The organism is Chromobacterium sp. IRSSSOUMB001, from assembly GCF_023507765.1.
GTDB lineage: Bacteria > Pseudomonadota > Gammaproteobacteria > Burkholderiales > Chromobacteriaceae > Chromobacterium > Chromobacterium haemolyticum.
In genome coordinates this window covers 317,030-332,112 of record NZ_JALCYU010000002.1, presented here as the reverse complement: position 1 = coordinate 332,112, position 15,083 = coordinate 317,030, and the positions used below count along the sequence as shown (strand labels likewise).

Here is a 15,083-nt window from a genome sequence, read left to right as displayed (position 1 = left end):
TTTTCCGGTGACGGCAAGCGCATATGCTTCAGGCATCTCAACCGATCACGAAAGATGGCAGACATGAAGCAACGAACCCTGGGCCGTAATGGTCCTTCCGTTTCCACGCTGGGCTTGGGTTGCATGGGCATGAGTGCTTTTTACGGCGCGCATGACGATGCGGAATCGCTGCGCACGCTGAATCACGCGCTTGATCGCGGCGTCAATCTGCTGGACACCGCCGATATGTATGGCCCCTATCGCAATGAGGAATTATTGGCGCAAGTGTTGAAGTCGCGCCGTCAGGAGGTGGTGTTGGCCACCAAGTTCGGCATCGTGATGGACCCAGCCAATCCGGCCGCGCGCGGTGTCAACGGCCGGCCCGAGTACGTGCGCAGCAGCTGCGAGGGTAGTCTCAAGCGCTTGGGCGTCGACGTCATCGACCTTTACTACCTGCACCGCGTGGACCCGCAAGTGCCGATCGAAGAAACGGTGGGCGCGATGGCGGAGCTGGTGTGCGCCGGAAAGGTGCGTTATCTGGGCTTGTCCGAAGCCGCGCCCGAGACTCTGCGTCGCGCGCACGCCGTCCACCCCATCCATGCGCTGCAAAGCGAATACTCCTTGTGGACGCGGGATCCGGAACAAGAGGCGCTGGCCTTGTGCCGGGAACTGGGCGTCGGTTTCGTCGCCTACAGCCCGCTGGGCCGCGGCTTTCTGACCGGGGCGATCCGCAGCCCGGACGATTTCGACTCCGATGACTACCGGCGCGCCAATCCGCGCTTCCTCGGCGAGGATTTCCAACGCAACCTGGCGCTGGTAGACCGGGTGAAGGCCTTGGCCGAGGCCAAGGGCTGCTCGCCGGCGCAATTGGCGCTGGCCTGGGTGCTGGCGCGCGGCGATCACATCGTCGCCATTCCCGGCGCGCGCCGCATCCGCAATCTGGACGACAACCTGGGCGCGCTGGCGGTGGAGCTGAGCGCGGCGGAGCGGGCGGAGATCGACGCGCTGTTTCCACCGGAGGCGGTCAGCGGCCTGCGCTACGCGGCCGAAGTGATGGCGACGGTGCAGCGCTGAGCGGGGCCCTAGCGGTCTCGCCGCCAGTCGCGGCGGTCGCGCTCATGGGCATGGTCGTGATCGTCGCCGCCGCGCCACTCGCGCTGATCATGTTCGCGCCAGTGCTCATGGCCGTGCCGGACCTGCTGGTAACGCGGCACATAGACTTGGCGGTACCACTCGTCGCGGACGAAGTAGACCGGGCGGCCGCAGGCGCCGTAGCGGCCGCAGTAGCGGCGCCAATCCTTCATGTGACCGGGCGGAACCCGCAGATACATCGGCGCCACCGATACCGGAGCGGGCTGGATGAGCACCGGTTGCGGATAGATCAGTTGCGGCGACGGGAAGCCTCCAAGGGTGAGTTGGCCGTAGAAACCGGGCTGGCCGATGGCGATGGAGACGCCGGCCTGGGCCGGCATGGCGCAGAACCATGCCGAGGCGGTCAGCGCGGCGAATGCGAATAGGCGTTTCATGGCGAATGTCCTTCTGGTCGTACAAGCGAGTGTTGTACTGCCAATATCGTCCGGGACTATTGCGCATGCGCGAAGTTGCACGGCGGAATGATGTCTAATGTTGGCGGCAAAGGGGGTTGGCAAACAAAAGCAAAACTTTCCGACGACTCAGCCCGAGACTGGGCCGCAGACGAAATCCGCGTGGTTGATCTGGCTGAGTGCTGGGTTGACATCGAAGATTCTGCTGCTCACCTCGCTTACGCCCAAGGCCTTCAATCTGGCGCTATGCATGCGCAAATAGGCTTGCGCGCTTTCCTCGTCGGCAAACAGATAAACGCCGCCGGCTTCTTGCCGGCGCGGATTCTCCGTCCAGATCTTCCAGATGAAGCCGGGTTCCTGATTGATGGAGGCCGCCAGAGCTTGCAGTTGCGCGCTCATATCGTTGCCGAAGGGGCCGGGGTAGTCGAAGTGGACTTGCAACAGTTTGGGCATGAAAGCGTTTCCTTGGGGAAGAAGAACCCTATGGGGAGCGGGCCTGCATGGTTTGCGACGCCGGGCAGGGCGCCGCGTTGCGCATCGCCATAATACTCGCCTGGCGCGGGCGCGCTCTGGCCGAGATCAAGCAAGCGAGGGGGGCAGGGCTGCGGCCCGATCGGAATCGGCAGCGCTGTGGGCGGGACTGTTTCGAAATGCGGCTTCGGCCTTGGCGCGGCCTTGAACGAGCGCGAATGAAAAAGCCGCTCGCGGTTGGCGAGCGGCTTCATCGTGCCGGAGGCGGGAGGCGCTTATTCCGGACGCATTTGCGGGAACAGGATGACGTCGCGGATGGACGGCGCGTCGGTCAGCAGCATCACCAGGCGGTCGATGCCGATGCCGCAACCGCCGGTCGGCGGCAGGCCGTATTCCATCGCGCGGATGTAGTCGGCGTCGTAATGCATCGCTTCGTCGTCGCCGGCGTCCTTTTGCGCCACTTGGGACAGGAAGCGCGCGGCTTGGTCTTCCGGGTCGTTCAACTCGGAGTAGCCGTTGGCGTGTTCGCGGCCGACGATGAACAGTTCGAAACGCTCGGTCAGGCCCGGCTTGCTGTCGGAGCCGCGCGCCAGCGGGGACACTTCCACCGGGTAGTCGATGATGAAGGTCGGGTTCCACAACAGGCTTTCGGCACATTCCTCAAACAGCGCCAGTTGCAGGCTGCCCAGGCCCGGCGCGGGAGGAAGCTTGCCGCCCAGGCGCTTGATCTCGCTGGCCACCCAGGCCGCGTCGGCCAGTTGAGCGTCGGTGTACTGCGGGTTGTAGTGCTTGATCGCGCCGACGATGGTGAAGCGGTCGAAAGGCTTGCCCAGATCCACTTCCTTGCCTTGATAGCTGACGGTGGTGGAACCGCAGGACACCAGCGCGCATTCGCGGATGATGGTCTCTGTCATCTCCATCATGCGCTGATAATCGCTATAGGCCTCGTAGAACTCGATCATGGTGAACTCGGGGTTATGGCGGGTGCTCATCCCCTCGTTGCGGAAGTTGCGGTTGATTTCAAACACGCGTTCCAGGCCGCCCACCACCAGGCGCTTCAGATACAGCTCAGGCGCGATGCGCAGGTACAAGGGCATGTCCAGCGCATTGTGGTGGGTGACGAAAGGCTTGGCCGCGGCGCCGCCCGGAATCGGGTGCATCATCGGGGTTTCCACTTCCAGATAGCCTTCGCCCACCATCACGTCGCGAACCTTCTGGATGATCTTGGAACGCTTGATGAAGGTCTGGCGGCTGTCTTCGTTCATGATCAGGTCGGCGTAGCGCTGACGGTACTTGGTTTCCTGATCGGTGATGCCGTGGAATTTCTCCGGCAGCGGGCGGATGTTCTTGGACAGCAGGCGCACTTCGCTGGCTTGTACCGTCAGTTCGCCGGTCTTGGTCTTGAACAGGGTGCCTTTGACAGCGACGATATCGCCCAAGTCCCAGTGCTTGAACTCGGCGTGCAGTTCTTCGCCCACGCCGTCATTGGAGATGTAGGCCTGAATGCGGCCGCTGCCGTCTTGCAGCGTGGCGAAGCTGGCCTTGCCCATCACACGTTTCAACATCATGCGGCCGGCGACGGCAACCTCGATCTTTTCGGCTTCCAGCGCTTCTTTTTCCTTGCCGGCGTGAGTGTCCTGCAGGACTTGCGCGAAGTGGCTGCGCTTGAAGTCGTTGGGGAAGGCGATCCGCTGTTCGCGGATGCTTTTCAGCTTTTGACGGCGTTCCGCCATGATCTGGTTTTCGTCCTGGCTAGGCGATGTTTGCTCGTGTTCAGACATGTTCACTCCGTAATTCAATGCAATGGCTGTTGGCCGCCGCTCGGGCGACGACCGGGTTAAGCGAGTTTAGGCTCAGACGCCTTGTTTCAGGCTGGCCTCGATGAAGCCGTCCAGGTCGCCGTCCATGACGCCCTTGATATTGCCCACTTCGTAGCTGGTGCGCAGGTCCTTGATTCGGGACTGGTCGAAGACGTAGGAGCGGATCTGATGGCCCCAGCCCACATCGGTCTTGGTGTCTTCCAGCGCCTGCTTGGCCTCGTTGCGCTTTTTCAGTTCCAGTTCGTACAGCTTGGCGCGCAGCATTTGCATCGCTTCGTCGCGGTTGCGGTGCTGGGAGCGGTCGTTCTGGCACTGCACCACGATCCCGGTGGGATTGTGGGTGATGCGCACGGCGGAGTCGGTCTTGTTGATGTGCTGACCGCCGGCGCCGGAGGCGCGGTAGGTGTCGACGCGCAAATCGGCCGGATTGATGTCGATCTCGAAGCTGTCGTCCACTTCCGGGTAGACGAAGACGGAGGAGAACGAAGTGTGGCGACGCGCGTTGGAGTCAAACGGGGACACTCGTACCAGGCGGTGCACGCCGACTTCGGAGCGCAGCAAGCCGTAGGCGTATTCACCGCTGATCTTCAGTGTGGCGCTGGTGATGCCGGCCACTTCGCCTTCGGATTCTTCCAGCACTTCCACGCTGAAGCCCTTGCGTTCGGCGTAGCGGATATACATGCGCAGCAGCATGCCGGCCCAGTCCTGAGCCTCGGTGCCGCCGGCGCCGGCCTGGATATCCAGGAAGCAGTTGTTCGGGTCCATCGGGTCGTGGAACATCCGGCGGAATTCCAGCTGCGCGAGCTTGGCTTCGGCGGTGTCCAGATCGGCCTGTACGGCCAGGATGGTGTCGTCGTCGTTTTCGGCGCGGCCCATCTCGAACAGTTCGGCGCTGTCGCTGACCATGGCGCTGATCTCGTCGATCACCAGCACCACGTCTTCCAACTGTTTGCGCTCGCGGCCCAGTTCCTGAGCGCGCTTGGGGTCGTTCCAGATATCCGGGTCTTCGGTCAGGCGGGATACTTCTTCCAGACGGTCTTTTTTACCGTCGTAGTCAAAGATACCCCCGGATATCGGCGCCACGGGTGGCCAGGTCGTCGATCTTGGCCGCGATTTGGTTCAGTACTTCGACTTCAATCATGCTCAACTCCAAATGGCAGTCTGTTAAATATAGGCAGTCGGGAAATCGGGTCTTGATCAAAGACAAAAAAGCGCACCGTAAGGTGCGCTTTTGCTGAAAAGACTTGGGATGGATCAGCCAAACAGGTGAGCGATGGCGGCGCGCTCTTCTTCCAGTTCGGCCAGGGTGAAGTTCATCCGCTCGCGGCTGAACTCGTCGATTTCCAGACCTTGCACAATCTTGTATTCGCCATTTTCGCATACAACCGGGAAGCCGTACATCACGCCTTCCGGGATGCCGTAGGAGCCGTCGGACGGAATGCCCATGGTCACCCACTTGCCGTTGCTGCCCAGCACCCAGTCATGGACGTGGTCGATGGCGGCATTGGCTGCGGAAGCGGCGGAGGAGAGGCCGCGCGCTTCAATGATGGCGGCGCCGCGTTTGCCCACGGTGGGCAGGAATACGTCGCGGTTCCAGGCTTCGTCGTTGATCATGGCCTTGACCGGCTGGCCGGCGATGCTGGCGAAGCGGTAGTCGGCGTACATGGTCGGCGAGTGGTTGCCCCATACCGCCAGCTTCTCGATGGCGGCCACCGGCTTGCCGGTTTTGGCGGCGATCTGGGACAGCGCGCGGTTGTGGTCAAGACGCAACATGGCGGTGAAGTTTTTCGGATTCAGGTCCGGAGCGGACTTCATCGCGATCCAGGCGTTGGTGTTGGCCGGGTTGCCCACCACCAGCACTTTCACGTCGCGGGCGGCGTGGTCGTTCAGCGCCTTGCCCTGCACGGTGAAGATGGCGCCGTTGGCTTCCAGCAGATCCTTGCGCTCCATGCCCTTGCTGCGCGGGCGGGCGCCTACCAGCAGCGCGACCTTGACGTCCTTGAAGGCCACGTTCGGATCGTCGGTGGCGACCATGCCGGCCAGCAGGGGGAAGGCGCAGTCTTCCAATTCCATCATCACGCCCTTGAGGGCGGTTTGAGCTTGCGGCAGGTCCAGCAGTTGCAGGATGACCGGTTGATCCTTGCCGAGCATTTCGCCGCTGGCAATGCGGAACAGCAGACTGTAGCCGATTTGGCCGGCTGCGCCGGTGACGGCGACGCGAACGGGAGCTTTCATTGGCGGACTCTCCTTTGATGTATCCGATAATGACGATATGCAGATGTTGCTCTGCAGCATTGAATGCTTTTGTGCGGCTGAGTGTAACACGGAGTATAGCCAATGTGGGGGTGGAATCCTCATCAGAAAAGCTGATAGGGGGGGGCAAAGTCTTATGTCTTATATAAGACTTGTCTTTACGCTTGATTTGTTTGGTGATACAACAGAGAGCATGACAGATCGACCGCTGCGTAGACAGCCGCTGTACAGCCAAATCAAGCAGCAGTTGCTGCGACGGATCGGCGATGGCGAGTGGCAGGAAAACGATGCCTTGCCCAGTGAATGGGATTTGGCGGACGAGCTGGGCGCAAGCCAGGGCACGGTGCGCAAGGCTTTGAGCGAACTGGTGGCCGATGGTCTTTTGTATCGCGCGCAGGGCAGGGGCACTTTCGTGGCGCCGGCGCCCAGCGAATGGGGCGAAGGCCTGCTGTTGACGCCGGGGCTGTTCAACGAGCAGCCGGACGATCTGGCGAGGGAGTTCCTCGGTATTTCGCGAGGCAACGCCAGCGATGACATGGCCGCGGCATTGCAATTGCGGCGCGCTGCGCCTTTATTGAGAGTTCGGCAGTTGTGGCGCTGGCACGGCATCCCGGTCGCGGTGGATGAGGCCTTCTTGCCGGCCGACGAGTTTGACGGGCTGGACGCGCGCTGGCTGCGCGGTTCGTCCGGGGTGTATCAGGCGCTGCAGCAGCGCTTCGGCATCCGTTTGAAAGTATTGTGCGAGCAGTTCCGCGCGCTGATGCTGCCGCGCGAGGAAAGCGCGTTGCTCGGCGTCACCGGCATGGTGGCCGAGGCGCCGGCCTTGAGCCTGATACGGGTTTCAGGCTCGATGGAGGGCGTGCCGCTGGAGTGGCGGCAGCGTTACTGTTTGACGCACAACTGGGCTTATACCGCCCGCCGGGCTTGACGCGGCGGGCTTTTGACGTGATGTGGACGGCTGGGCCGGCGGCGAAAGACAGGCCGCGGCCAGCCAGTTTTGCTAGAATCCCCGGGTCATATTGCACCGCGATATTCCTGGTGCGGCATGAGCGGTAATGACGGGCATCCAGCCATAACAAAAACGGAGCCCTTCAGGCGGGCGGCCTCGTAGCGGGTCGTCTGTTGTGTAACCTCTTGGTTCTAAAAACATCCAAGGAAGCCATATGCAGAAGCAACGACCAAAGCACCTGGATCTGGCCAAGATCAGATTGCCGATTCCCGGCATCGTCTCGATCTTGCACCGGATCAGCGGTGTTGCGCTGTTCTTTTCTCTCCCACTGTTGATTTACCTGTTGCACGGTTCGCTGAGTTCGGCAGAATCGTTCGAAACCTACCGCGCCGTGGTGGGCAACCCGCTGATGAAGCTGGTGTTGCTCGGCCTGTTGTGGGCGTATATGCACCATTTCTGTGCCGGTATCCGTTTCCTCTTCCTCGATATTCATAAAGGTCTTGAACTGCAGACCGCCCGCGCCACCGCCAAGACCGTTGTGGCAGTCAGCCTGGCGCTGACCGTGGTTCTGGGAGTTGCTCTATGGTAAACCGCAATGTCGTCGGCGCCGGCTATGGCCTGCGCGATTGGATCATGCAGCGCGTCACCGCGGTGATCATGTTGATCTACACCGTGGCTTTGGCTTTGTTCCTGTTGACCATGCCGTCCGGCTACGAAGGTTGGAAGGCGTTCTTCGGCCAGTTCTGGGTGCAACTGCTGACCCAGGTGAGCTTGATCGCCCTGTTCCTCCACGTATGGGTGGGCATCCGCGATCTGTGGATGGACTATGTGAAGCCGGTGGGCGTTCGCCTGGCGCTGCACGTGTTCACCATCGTTTGGCTGGTTTCCTGTTTTATCTATTCCGTTAAAGTGGTCTGGGGGCTGTAATGGGTATTCCTGTTCGTCATTTCGACGCCGTTATCGTTGGGGCAGGCGGAGCAGGCATGCGCGCGGCCTTGCAATTGTCCGAGGCCGGCCTGAAGACAGCTGTGCTGTCCAAGGTATTCCCGACCCGCTCCCACACCGTTGCCGCCCAAGGCGGCGTGTCCGCTTCGCTCGGCAATTCCGAGGAAGATCATTGGCACTGGCATATGTACGACACCGTCAAGGGGTCGGACTGGCTGGGTGATCAGGACGCCATCGAATTCATGTGCCGCGAAGCGCCCAAGGTGGTGGTGGAGCTGGAACACTTCGGCATGCCGTTCGACCGCAACGCCGACGGTTCCATCTATCAGCGCCCGTTCGGCGGCCATATGTCGAACTTCGGCGAGAAGCCGGTGCGTCGCGCTTGCGCCGCGGCCGACCGGACCGGCCACGCCATGCTGCACGCGCTGTACCAGCGCAATGTGCGCGCCAACACTCACTTCTTCGTTGAATGGATGGCGCTGGACCTGATCCGCGATGCCAACGGCAATGTCCAGGGCGTGATCGCCATGGAAATGGAAACTTCGGAAATCGTCGTGTTCCAGGCCAAGGCCACCCTGTTCGCCACCGGCGGCGCCGGCCGCATCTTCTCCTCGTCCACCAACGCCTTCATCAATACCGGCGACGGCCTGGGCATGGCCGCACGCGCAGGCATTCCGCTGGAAGACATGGAGTTCTGGCAGTTCCACCCGACCGGCGTGGCTGGCGCGGGCGTGTTGATCACCGAAGGCGTGCGCGGCGAAGGCGGCATTCTGCGCAATGCGCAGGGCGAGCGTTTCATGGAACGCTACGCGCCCAACGCCAAGGATCTGGCGTCCCGCGATGTGGTGTCGCGCGCGATGGTGACCGAGATCAACGAAGGCCGCGGCTGTGGCCCGAACAAGGATCACGTGCTGCTGGACATCACTCATCTGGATCCGGAAGTGATCATGTCCAAGCTGCCGGGCATCCGCGAGATCTCGATCAAGTTCGCCGGCGTGGACCCGATCAAGGCCCCGATTCCGGTGGTGCCGACCTGCCATTACCAAATGGGCGGCATTCCCACCAACTACCACGGCGAAGTGGTGGTGCATGGCGAAAAAGTGCAGGGCTTCTATGCCGCGGGCGAATGCGCGTGCGCGTCGGTGCACGGCGCCAACCGCCTGGGCACCAACTCATTGCTGGATTTGCTGGTGTTCGGCAAGAGCTCGGCTAATTCGATGATCGAGTTCATCAAGCAGCAGCCGGAAGATCTGCCGGAGCTGGCGCTGGCGGATGTTGAACGCTCGCTGGCCCGTGTTGAGCGTCTGAACACCCAGACCGGCGGCGTGCAGGTCAACGATGCGCGTGAAGCCATGCAGCGCACCATGCAGGCGCACTGCGGCGTGTTCCGCTTCAAGGACATGCTGGCCGAAGGCGTGGAGAAGATTCTGGAAGTGGAGAAGATGGTGCAGCGCACCGAGATTTCCGACAAGTCCAATGTCTTCAATACCGCCCGTATCGAGGCGCTGGAGCTGGAAAACCTGATCGAAGTGGCCAAGGCCACGATGATCTCGGCCAATGCCCGCACCGAGAGCCGCGGCGCCCATGTGCGCGACGACGCCAAGGACTCCGAGGAAACCCCGAACGGCCGCGACGACAAGAACTGGCTGAAGCATACCCTGTGGTATCGCGAAGCCAACCGTCTGGACTACAAGCCGGTCACCCTGAAGCCGCTGTCGGTCGATACGATCGCGCTGAAGACCCGCTCCTACTAAGGGTGCCATCAAGATGACTACCGAAACCGTCAAATTCCGCATCTACCGCTACAACCCGGAAACCGATGCCAAGCCGTACATGCAGGACATCAGCGTGGAGATGAGTTCCACCGAGCACAAGCTGCTGGACGCGCTGGTCAAGCTGAAGGTGAAGGACGACACGCTGAGCTTCCGTCGCTCCTGTCGCGAAGGCGTCTGCGGTTCCGACGCGATGAACATCAACGGCAAGAACGGCCTGGCCTGCCTGACCGACTTCCGCGACCTGAAACAGCCGATCGAGCTGCGTCCGCTGCCGGGTCTGCCGGTGATCCGCGATCTGATCGTGGACATGACTCAGTTCTTCAAGCAGTACCACTCGATCAAGCCCTACGTGATCAACGACACGCCGCCGCCGGAGCGCGAACGCAAGCAGTCGCCGGAAGACCGCAAGGAACTGGACGGCCTGTATGAGTGCATTCTGTGCGCTTGCTGCTCGACGTCCTGCCCGTCCTTCTGGTGGAACCCGGACAAGTTCGTCGGCCCGGCCGGTCTGTTGGCCGCCTACCGCTTCATCGCGGACACGCGCGACGAAGCCACCAAGGAGCGTCTGGACAACCTGGAAGATCCGTACCGCTTGTTCCGTTGCCACACCATCATGAACTGCGTGGACGTGTGTCCCAAGGGCCTGAATCCAACCAAGGCGATTGGCAAGATCAAGGACCTGATGGTCAAGCGTGCAGTATGACCGCCTACGATCCGATTGAACTCAAGCGGATCCGTTGGCGGTCCCGGCGGGGGCTACTGGAGCTGGATCTGGTGTTGGAGAAGTTCTTCGCCGGCCCCTTCGACCAGTTGGCCCCGGCTGAGATTGAGGCTTATAGGCGGTTGCTGGATTTGCCCGATACCGATTTTCTGGATGTCGTCAGCGGCAAGGCCGATCTGGACGATCCTGAAGAGATGGCCATCGTGGCGATTCTCCGCTCGCTCTGACGGCTATGCATCACCCCAATTACAACGACCATAAACCGACTGGGAGTATTGCTGTGGAAACTAATCGCAAAGTAACGCTCACATACAACGAGGGTAAGGAAACTCTGGATTTGCCGGTCCAGAGCGGCACTTTGGGGCCGGATGTCGTAGACATCCGCACCTTCTCCAAAACCGGCATGTTCACGTTCGACCCGGGCTTCCTGGCCACCGCCAGCTGCGAGTCCGGCATCACCTTTATCGACGGCGATCTGGGACAGCTCTACTACCGCGGCTACCCGATCGAGCAACTCGCCGAGAAAAGCGATTATCTTGAAGTCTGCTACCTGCTGTTGAACGGCGAGCTGCCGACCGCGGCGCAGCGCAAGGAATTCGAACGCGGCATCATGCGCCACAATATGCTGCATGATCAGCTGATGAGCCTGTTCAAGGGCTTCCGCCGCGACGCGCATCCGATGGCCGTGATGGTGGGCGTGGTGGGCGCGCTGTCCGCCTTCTACCATGACTCCTTGGACATCTCCAATCCGGAACATCGCCGCATTTCCGCGCATCGCCTGGTGGCCAAGCTGCCGACCATCGCCGCGCAAGCTTACCGCTACAACAAGGGCCTGCCGTTCTCCTACCCGAAAAACGGCCTGACCTACGCGGAAAACTTCCTGCACATGATGTTCTCCACCCCGTGCGAAGAGTACAAGGTGAACCCGGTGCTGGCGCGCGCGCTGGACCGCATCTTCACTCTGCACGCGGACCATGAGCAGAACGCTTCCACCTCCACCGTGCGTCTGGCCGGCTCCTCCGGGGCCAATCCCTTCGCCTGCATCGCCGCCGGCATCGCCTGCCTGTGGGGCCCGTCTCACGGCGGCGCCAACGAAGCCGTGCTGAAGATGCTGGACGAGATCGGCAGCGTGGAAAACGTGGCCGACTTCATGCAGGGCGTGAAGGACAAGCGCTACAAGCTGATGGGCTTTGGCCACCGCGTGTACAAGAACATGGACCCGCGCGCCTCCATCATGAAGCAGACCTGCGACGAAGTGCTGAACGAACTGGGCCTGCACAACGATCCCAAGTTCAAGCTGGCGATGGAGCTGGAAAAGATCGCCTTGTCCGATCCGTACTTCATCGAGCGCAAGCTGTACCCGAACGTGGACTTCTACTCCGGCATCGTGTTGTCGGCGATCGGCATCCCGGTGTCGATGTTCACCCCGATCTTCGCGCTGGCCCGCACCGTGGGCTGGATCGCCCACTGGAGCGAGATGATCTCCGATCCGGCGATGAAGATCGGCCGTCCGCGCCAGTTGTACACCGGCGCTCCCCGCCGCGATTTCACCCCGGTGGAGAAACGCAAGTAAGCAGGAACGAGGGTTGGCTGGAGCAGGGCTTCAGTCAGCCTTTTTTTCCGGCCCGAAGGCGGGCCGGGGCAGGGTCAGAATGTTATGGGAAGCACAACAAGAAAGTTTTTCCGATAGCGTTTTCCCCATGCTGCAACAGGGAGTTCGCGCCAGGGCGTAGCTGGCCGGATTCCGAACAGAAACGACAAAGGGTAGCCCCATGATGCAATCCATGTACAGCCATTCTTACCTGTTCGGTGGGAATGCACCGTTCATCGAGGAGCTGTACGAACAGTACCTCGCTGACGCCAATTCCGTTCCGAATGAGTGGCGCGACTATTTCGACAAGCTGGCGCAAGCGCCGGGCGCTGCCGAACGCGATGTGCCGCACATGCCGATCCAGGAATCCTTCATTCAGCTGGCCAAGAAGCCGGCCGCCGGCCAGCGCGCCAGCAGCGGGGCTGAATGGGACACCATGCAAAAGCAGGTGGGGGTGCTGAAATTGATTTCCGCCTACCGCGTGCTGGGCAGCCGCCAGGCCAACCTGGACCCGCTCAAGCGCATGGATCAGGAACTGGTGCGCGAACTGGATCCGGCTACCCATGGACTGACCGGGGCCGACATGGCTGTGCAATTCAACGCCGGCTCGCTGGTGGGCCCGCAGAAGATGCCGCTGTCCGACATTCTGGCGCGTTTGAAGCAGACCTACTGCGGCAATATCGGCGTCGAGTACATGCACATCACCAAGTCGGATGAAAAGCATTGGGTGCAAAAGCGCTTCGAGGGCGACCTGTCCACGCCGCATTACGACGCGGCCAAGAAGCAGCGCATCCTGAAGCAGATCACCGCCGCCGAGACGCTGGAACGCTATCTGCACACCAAATACGTCGGCCAGAAGCGCTTCTCGCTGGAAGGCGGCGAGTCGGCTATCGCCGCGCTGGACCATCTTATCCAGAACGCCACCGGCCAGGGCGTGCAGGAACTGATCATCGGCATGGCTCACCGCGGCCGTTTGAACGTGCTGGTCAACACCCTGGGCAAGCTGCCGCGCGACCTGTTCGCCGAGTTCGAAGGCAAGGCCGCCCAGCAAATGGCTTCCGGCGACGTGAAGTACCACATGGGCTTCTCGTCGGACATCCCGACCGCCGACGGCCCGATGCATGTGTCGCTGGCCTTCAACCCTTCTCATCTGGAGATCGTCAACCCGGTGGTGGAGGGCTCGGTGCGCGCGCGTCAAGAGCGCCGCAAGGACACGGAACGCAAGACCGCGGTACCGGTATTGATTCACGGCGACTCCGCCTTTGGCGGTCTGGGCGTCAACCAGGGCACTTTCAACCTGTCGCAGACCCGCGGCTACGGCACTGGCGGCACCATCCATATCGTGATCAACAACCAGGTGGGCTTCACCACCTCGGACACCCGCGATATCCGTTCGACGATGTACTGCACCGACGTGGCCAAGATGATCGAAGCGCCGATCTTCCACGTCAACGGCGATGATCCGGAAGCTGTCTGCTATGTGATGCAGGCCGCGCTGGACTACCGGATGACCTTCAAGAAGGACGTGGTCATCGATCTGGTGTGCTATCGCAAGCTGGGCCACAACGAGGGCGACGATCCCTTCCTGACCCAGCCGATGATGTACAAGAAAATCGCCAAGCATCAGGGCGTGCGCGCGATGTACGCCGAGCGTCTGGTGCAGGAAGGCGTGCTGAAGGCGGAAGAAGCCGACGCGCAAATCCAGGCCTACCGCGACGCGCTGGACAAGGGCGAGCACGTAGAGCAGACCGCGCTGACCAACTACAAGCGCGAGCACGCGCTGGACTTCAGCCAGTACCTCGGCACCCACTGGGCGCACCCGACCGACACCTCCTTGCCGCAGGCCGACATCCAGCGCCTGACCGACAAGTTCACCTCGCTGCCGGAGGGCTTCAAGCTGCACCCGACGGTGCAGAAGGTGCTGGCCGCGCGCAAGGCGATGGCCGCCGGCGAGCAGAACGCGGACTGGGGCATGGCAGAGACCTTGGCTTACGCCAGCCTGGTGACCAACGGTTTCGGCGTGCGCCTGTCCGGTGAAGACTCCGGCCGTGGCACTTTCTCCCACCGCCATTCGGTGTTGCACGACCAGAACCGTGAGAGCTGGGACCAGGGCAGCTATGTGCCGCTGCGCAATATGTCCGACAACCAGGCTGATTTTCTGGTGATCGACTCCATCCTGAACGAAGAAGCGGTGCTGGCCTATGAATACGGTTATGCCTGTTCCGCTCCGGATCAGTTGGTGATTTGGGAGGCTCAGTTCGGCGACTTCGCCAACGGCGCCCAGGTGGCCATCGACCAGTTCATTTCCTCCGGCGAGACCAAGTGGGGCCGTCTGTGCGGCCTGACCACCATCCTGCCGCATGGCTACGACGGCCAGGGCCCGGAGCACTCGTCCGCGCGCCTGGAGCGTTGGCTGCAACTGTGCGCCGAGCACAATATGCAAGTGGTGATGCCGTCCGAAGCTTCGCAGATGTTCCACATGCTGCGTCGTCAGGTGCTGCGTCCGTACCGCAAGCCGCTGGTGATCTTCCTGTCCAAGCGCCTGCTGCGCTTCAAGGATTCGATGAGCCCGATCGAAGCGTTCACCAGCGGAAGTTTCCGCCCGGTGATCGGCGACTCGGTGGTGCAGGACGCCAAGAAGGTCAAGCGCGTGTTGCTGTGCGCCGGCCAGGTGTATTACGACCTTGCCGCCGCCCGCAAGGAGCGCGGCCTGGACGACGATATCGCCATCGTCCGCATCGAGCAGCTCTACCCGTTCCCGACCGAGCAGGTGGCCGCTGAGCTGGCGCGCTTCCCGCAGGCTCGCGAAGTGATGTGGGTGCAGGAAGAGCCGCGCAACCAAGGCGCGTGGTACCAGATCCGTCACCGCCTGGAAGGCCTGCTGGGGGCCAAGCAGTCCTTGTCGTTCGCCGGCCGTCCGTCGTCCGCTTCCCCGGCCGTAGGCTATATGAGCAAACACGTCGCCCAACTCAAGGCTTTCGTTGAAGAAGCCATGTCGGTCGCCAAATAACCACTGAATGAGTTCGAGGCAGCCG

At 61.7% G+C, this 15,083-nt stretch carries 14 protein-coding genes; 9 read left to right on the top strand and 5 right to left on the bottom strand.

What is annotated here, in order from left to right:
* Positions 1-63: 63 nt before the first annotated feature.
* Complete coding sequence (locus MOV80_RS03655; protein ID WP_043592738.1) at positions 64-1,053, top strand: aldo/keto reductase; 990 nt, start codon at positions 64-66, stop codon at positions 1,051-1,053.
* An 8-nt stretch (positions 1,054-1,061) separates the two neighbouring features.
* On the opposite strand, the gene MOV80_RS03650 is transcribed toward MOV80_RS03655, so the two are convergent.
* The 5 genes from MOV80_RS03650 to MOV80_RS03630 all read right to left on the bottom strand — a co-directional run bounded on the left by MOV80_RS03650 (position 1,062) and on the right by MOV80_RS03630 (position 6,049).
* Positions 1,062-1,505 (bottom strand): hypothetical protein, encoded by a 444-nt coding sequence (locus MOV80_RS03650; protein WP_249604844.1) that lies wholly within the window; start codon positions 1,503-1,505, stop codon positions 1,062-1,064.
* A 147-nt stretch (positions 1,506-1,652) separates the two neighbouring features.
* Entirely contained in the window at positions 1,653-1,976 is a 324-nt protein-coding gene (locus tag MOV80_RS03645) for a monooxygenase (protein WP_019101864.1), read from the bottom strand.
* A gap of 293 nt (positions 1,977-2,269) precedes the next feature.
* Entirely contained in the window at positions 2,270-3,775 is a 1,506-nt protein-coding gene (gene lysS, locus MOV80_RS03640) for a lysine--tRNA ligase (RefSeq protein WP_039756050.1), read from the bottom strand.
* 72 nt (positions 3,776-3,847) lie between these two features.
* A protein-coding gene (prfB, locus tag MOV80_RS03635; RefSeq protein ID WP_114152232.1) for a peptide chain release factor 2 occupies positions 3,848-4,952 on the bottom strand; the annotation gives its coding sequence in 2 pieces (ribosomal slippage) (positions 3,848-4,870 and positions 4,872-4,952; 1,104 coding nt in all).
* A gap of 116 nt (positions 4,953-5,068) precedes the next feature.
* Positions 5,069-6,049: a malate dehydrogenase gene (locus tag MOV80_RS03630; RefSeq protein ID WP_019103266.1), complete on the bottom strand. Its 981-nt coding sequence runs from the start codon at positions 6,047-6,049 to the stop codon at positions 5,069-5,071.
* Positions 6,050-6,260: 211 nt separating this feature from the next.
* Between MOV80_RS03630 and MOV80_RS03625 the strand changes: the two genes are divergently transcribed.
* The 8 genes from MOV80_RS03625 (at position 6,261) to MOV80_RS03590 (ending at position 15,058) form a co-directional block, all read left to right on the top strand.
* Positions 6,261-6,995: a GntR family transcriptional regulator gene (locus MOV80_RS03625; RefSeq protein WP_249604843.1), complete on the top strand. Its 735-nt coding sequence runs from the start codon at positions 6,261-6,263 to the stop codon at positions 6,993-6,995.
* 235 nt (positions 6,996-7,230) lie between these two features.
* Positions 7,231-7,605: a succinate dehydrogenase, cytochrome b556 subunit gene (gene sdhC, locus MOV80_RS03620; protein WP_019103264.1), complete on the top strand. Its 375-nt coding sequence runs from the start codon at positions 7,231-7,233 to the stop codon at positions 7,603-7,605.
* Positions 7,599-7,943, top strand: a complete 345-nt coding sequence (gene sdhD / locus MOV80_RS03615) for a succinate dehydrogenase, hydrophobic membrane anchor protein (RefSeq protein WP_043592734.1) — start codon at positions 7,599-7,601, stop codon at positions 7,941-7,943. The genes sdhC and sdhD overlap by 7 nt, the downstream gene beginning before the upstream one ends.
* Positions 7,943-9,715 carry a succinate dehydrogenase flavoprotein subunit gene (sdhA, locus tag MOV80_RS03610; RefSeq protein WP_249604842.1) on the top strand — a complete coding sequence of 591 codons (1,773 nt, stop codon included), beginning with the start codon at positions 7,943-7,945 and terminating at the stop codon, positions 9,713-9,715. Before sdhD ends, sdhA begins: the two co-directional genes overlap by 1 nt.
* 13 nt (positions 9,716-9,728) lie before the next feature.
* Positions 9,729-10,439: a succinate dehydrogenase iron-sulfur subunit gene (locus MOV80_RS03605; protein ID WP_019103261.1), complete on the top strand. Its 711-nt coding sequence runs from the start codon at positions 9,729-9,731 to the stop codon at positions 10,437-10,439.
* Positions 10,436-10,684, top strand: a complete 249-nt coding sequence (locus tag MOV80_RS03600; RefSeq protein WP_019103260.1) for a succinate dehydrogenase assembly factor 2 — start codon at positions 10,436-10,438, stop codon at positions 10,682-10,684. The genes MOV80_RS03605 and MOV80_RS03600 overlap by 4 nt, the downstream gene beginning before the upstream one ends.
* Before the next feature lie 53 nt (positions 10,685-10,737).
* Complete coding sequence (gltA, locus tag MOV80_RS03595; protein WP_039756047.1) at positions 10,738-12,030, top strand: citrate synthase; 1,293 nt, start codon at positions 10,738-10,740, stop codon at positions 12,028-12,030.
* Positions 12,031-12,229: 199 nt separating this feature from the next.
* The gene (locus MOV80_RS03590; protein ID WP_039756046.1) at positions 12,230-15,058 is read left to right on the top strand and encodes a 2-oxoglutarate dehydrogenase E1 component; all 2,829 of its coding nucleotides are present in this window, start codon (positions 12,230-12,232) and stop codon (positions 15,056-15,058) included.
* Positions 15,059-15,083: the final 25 nt, after the last annotated feature.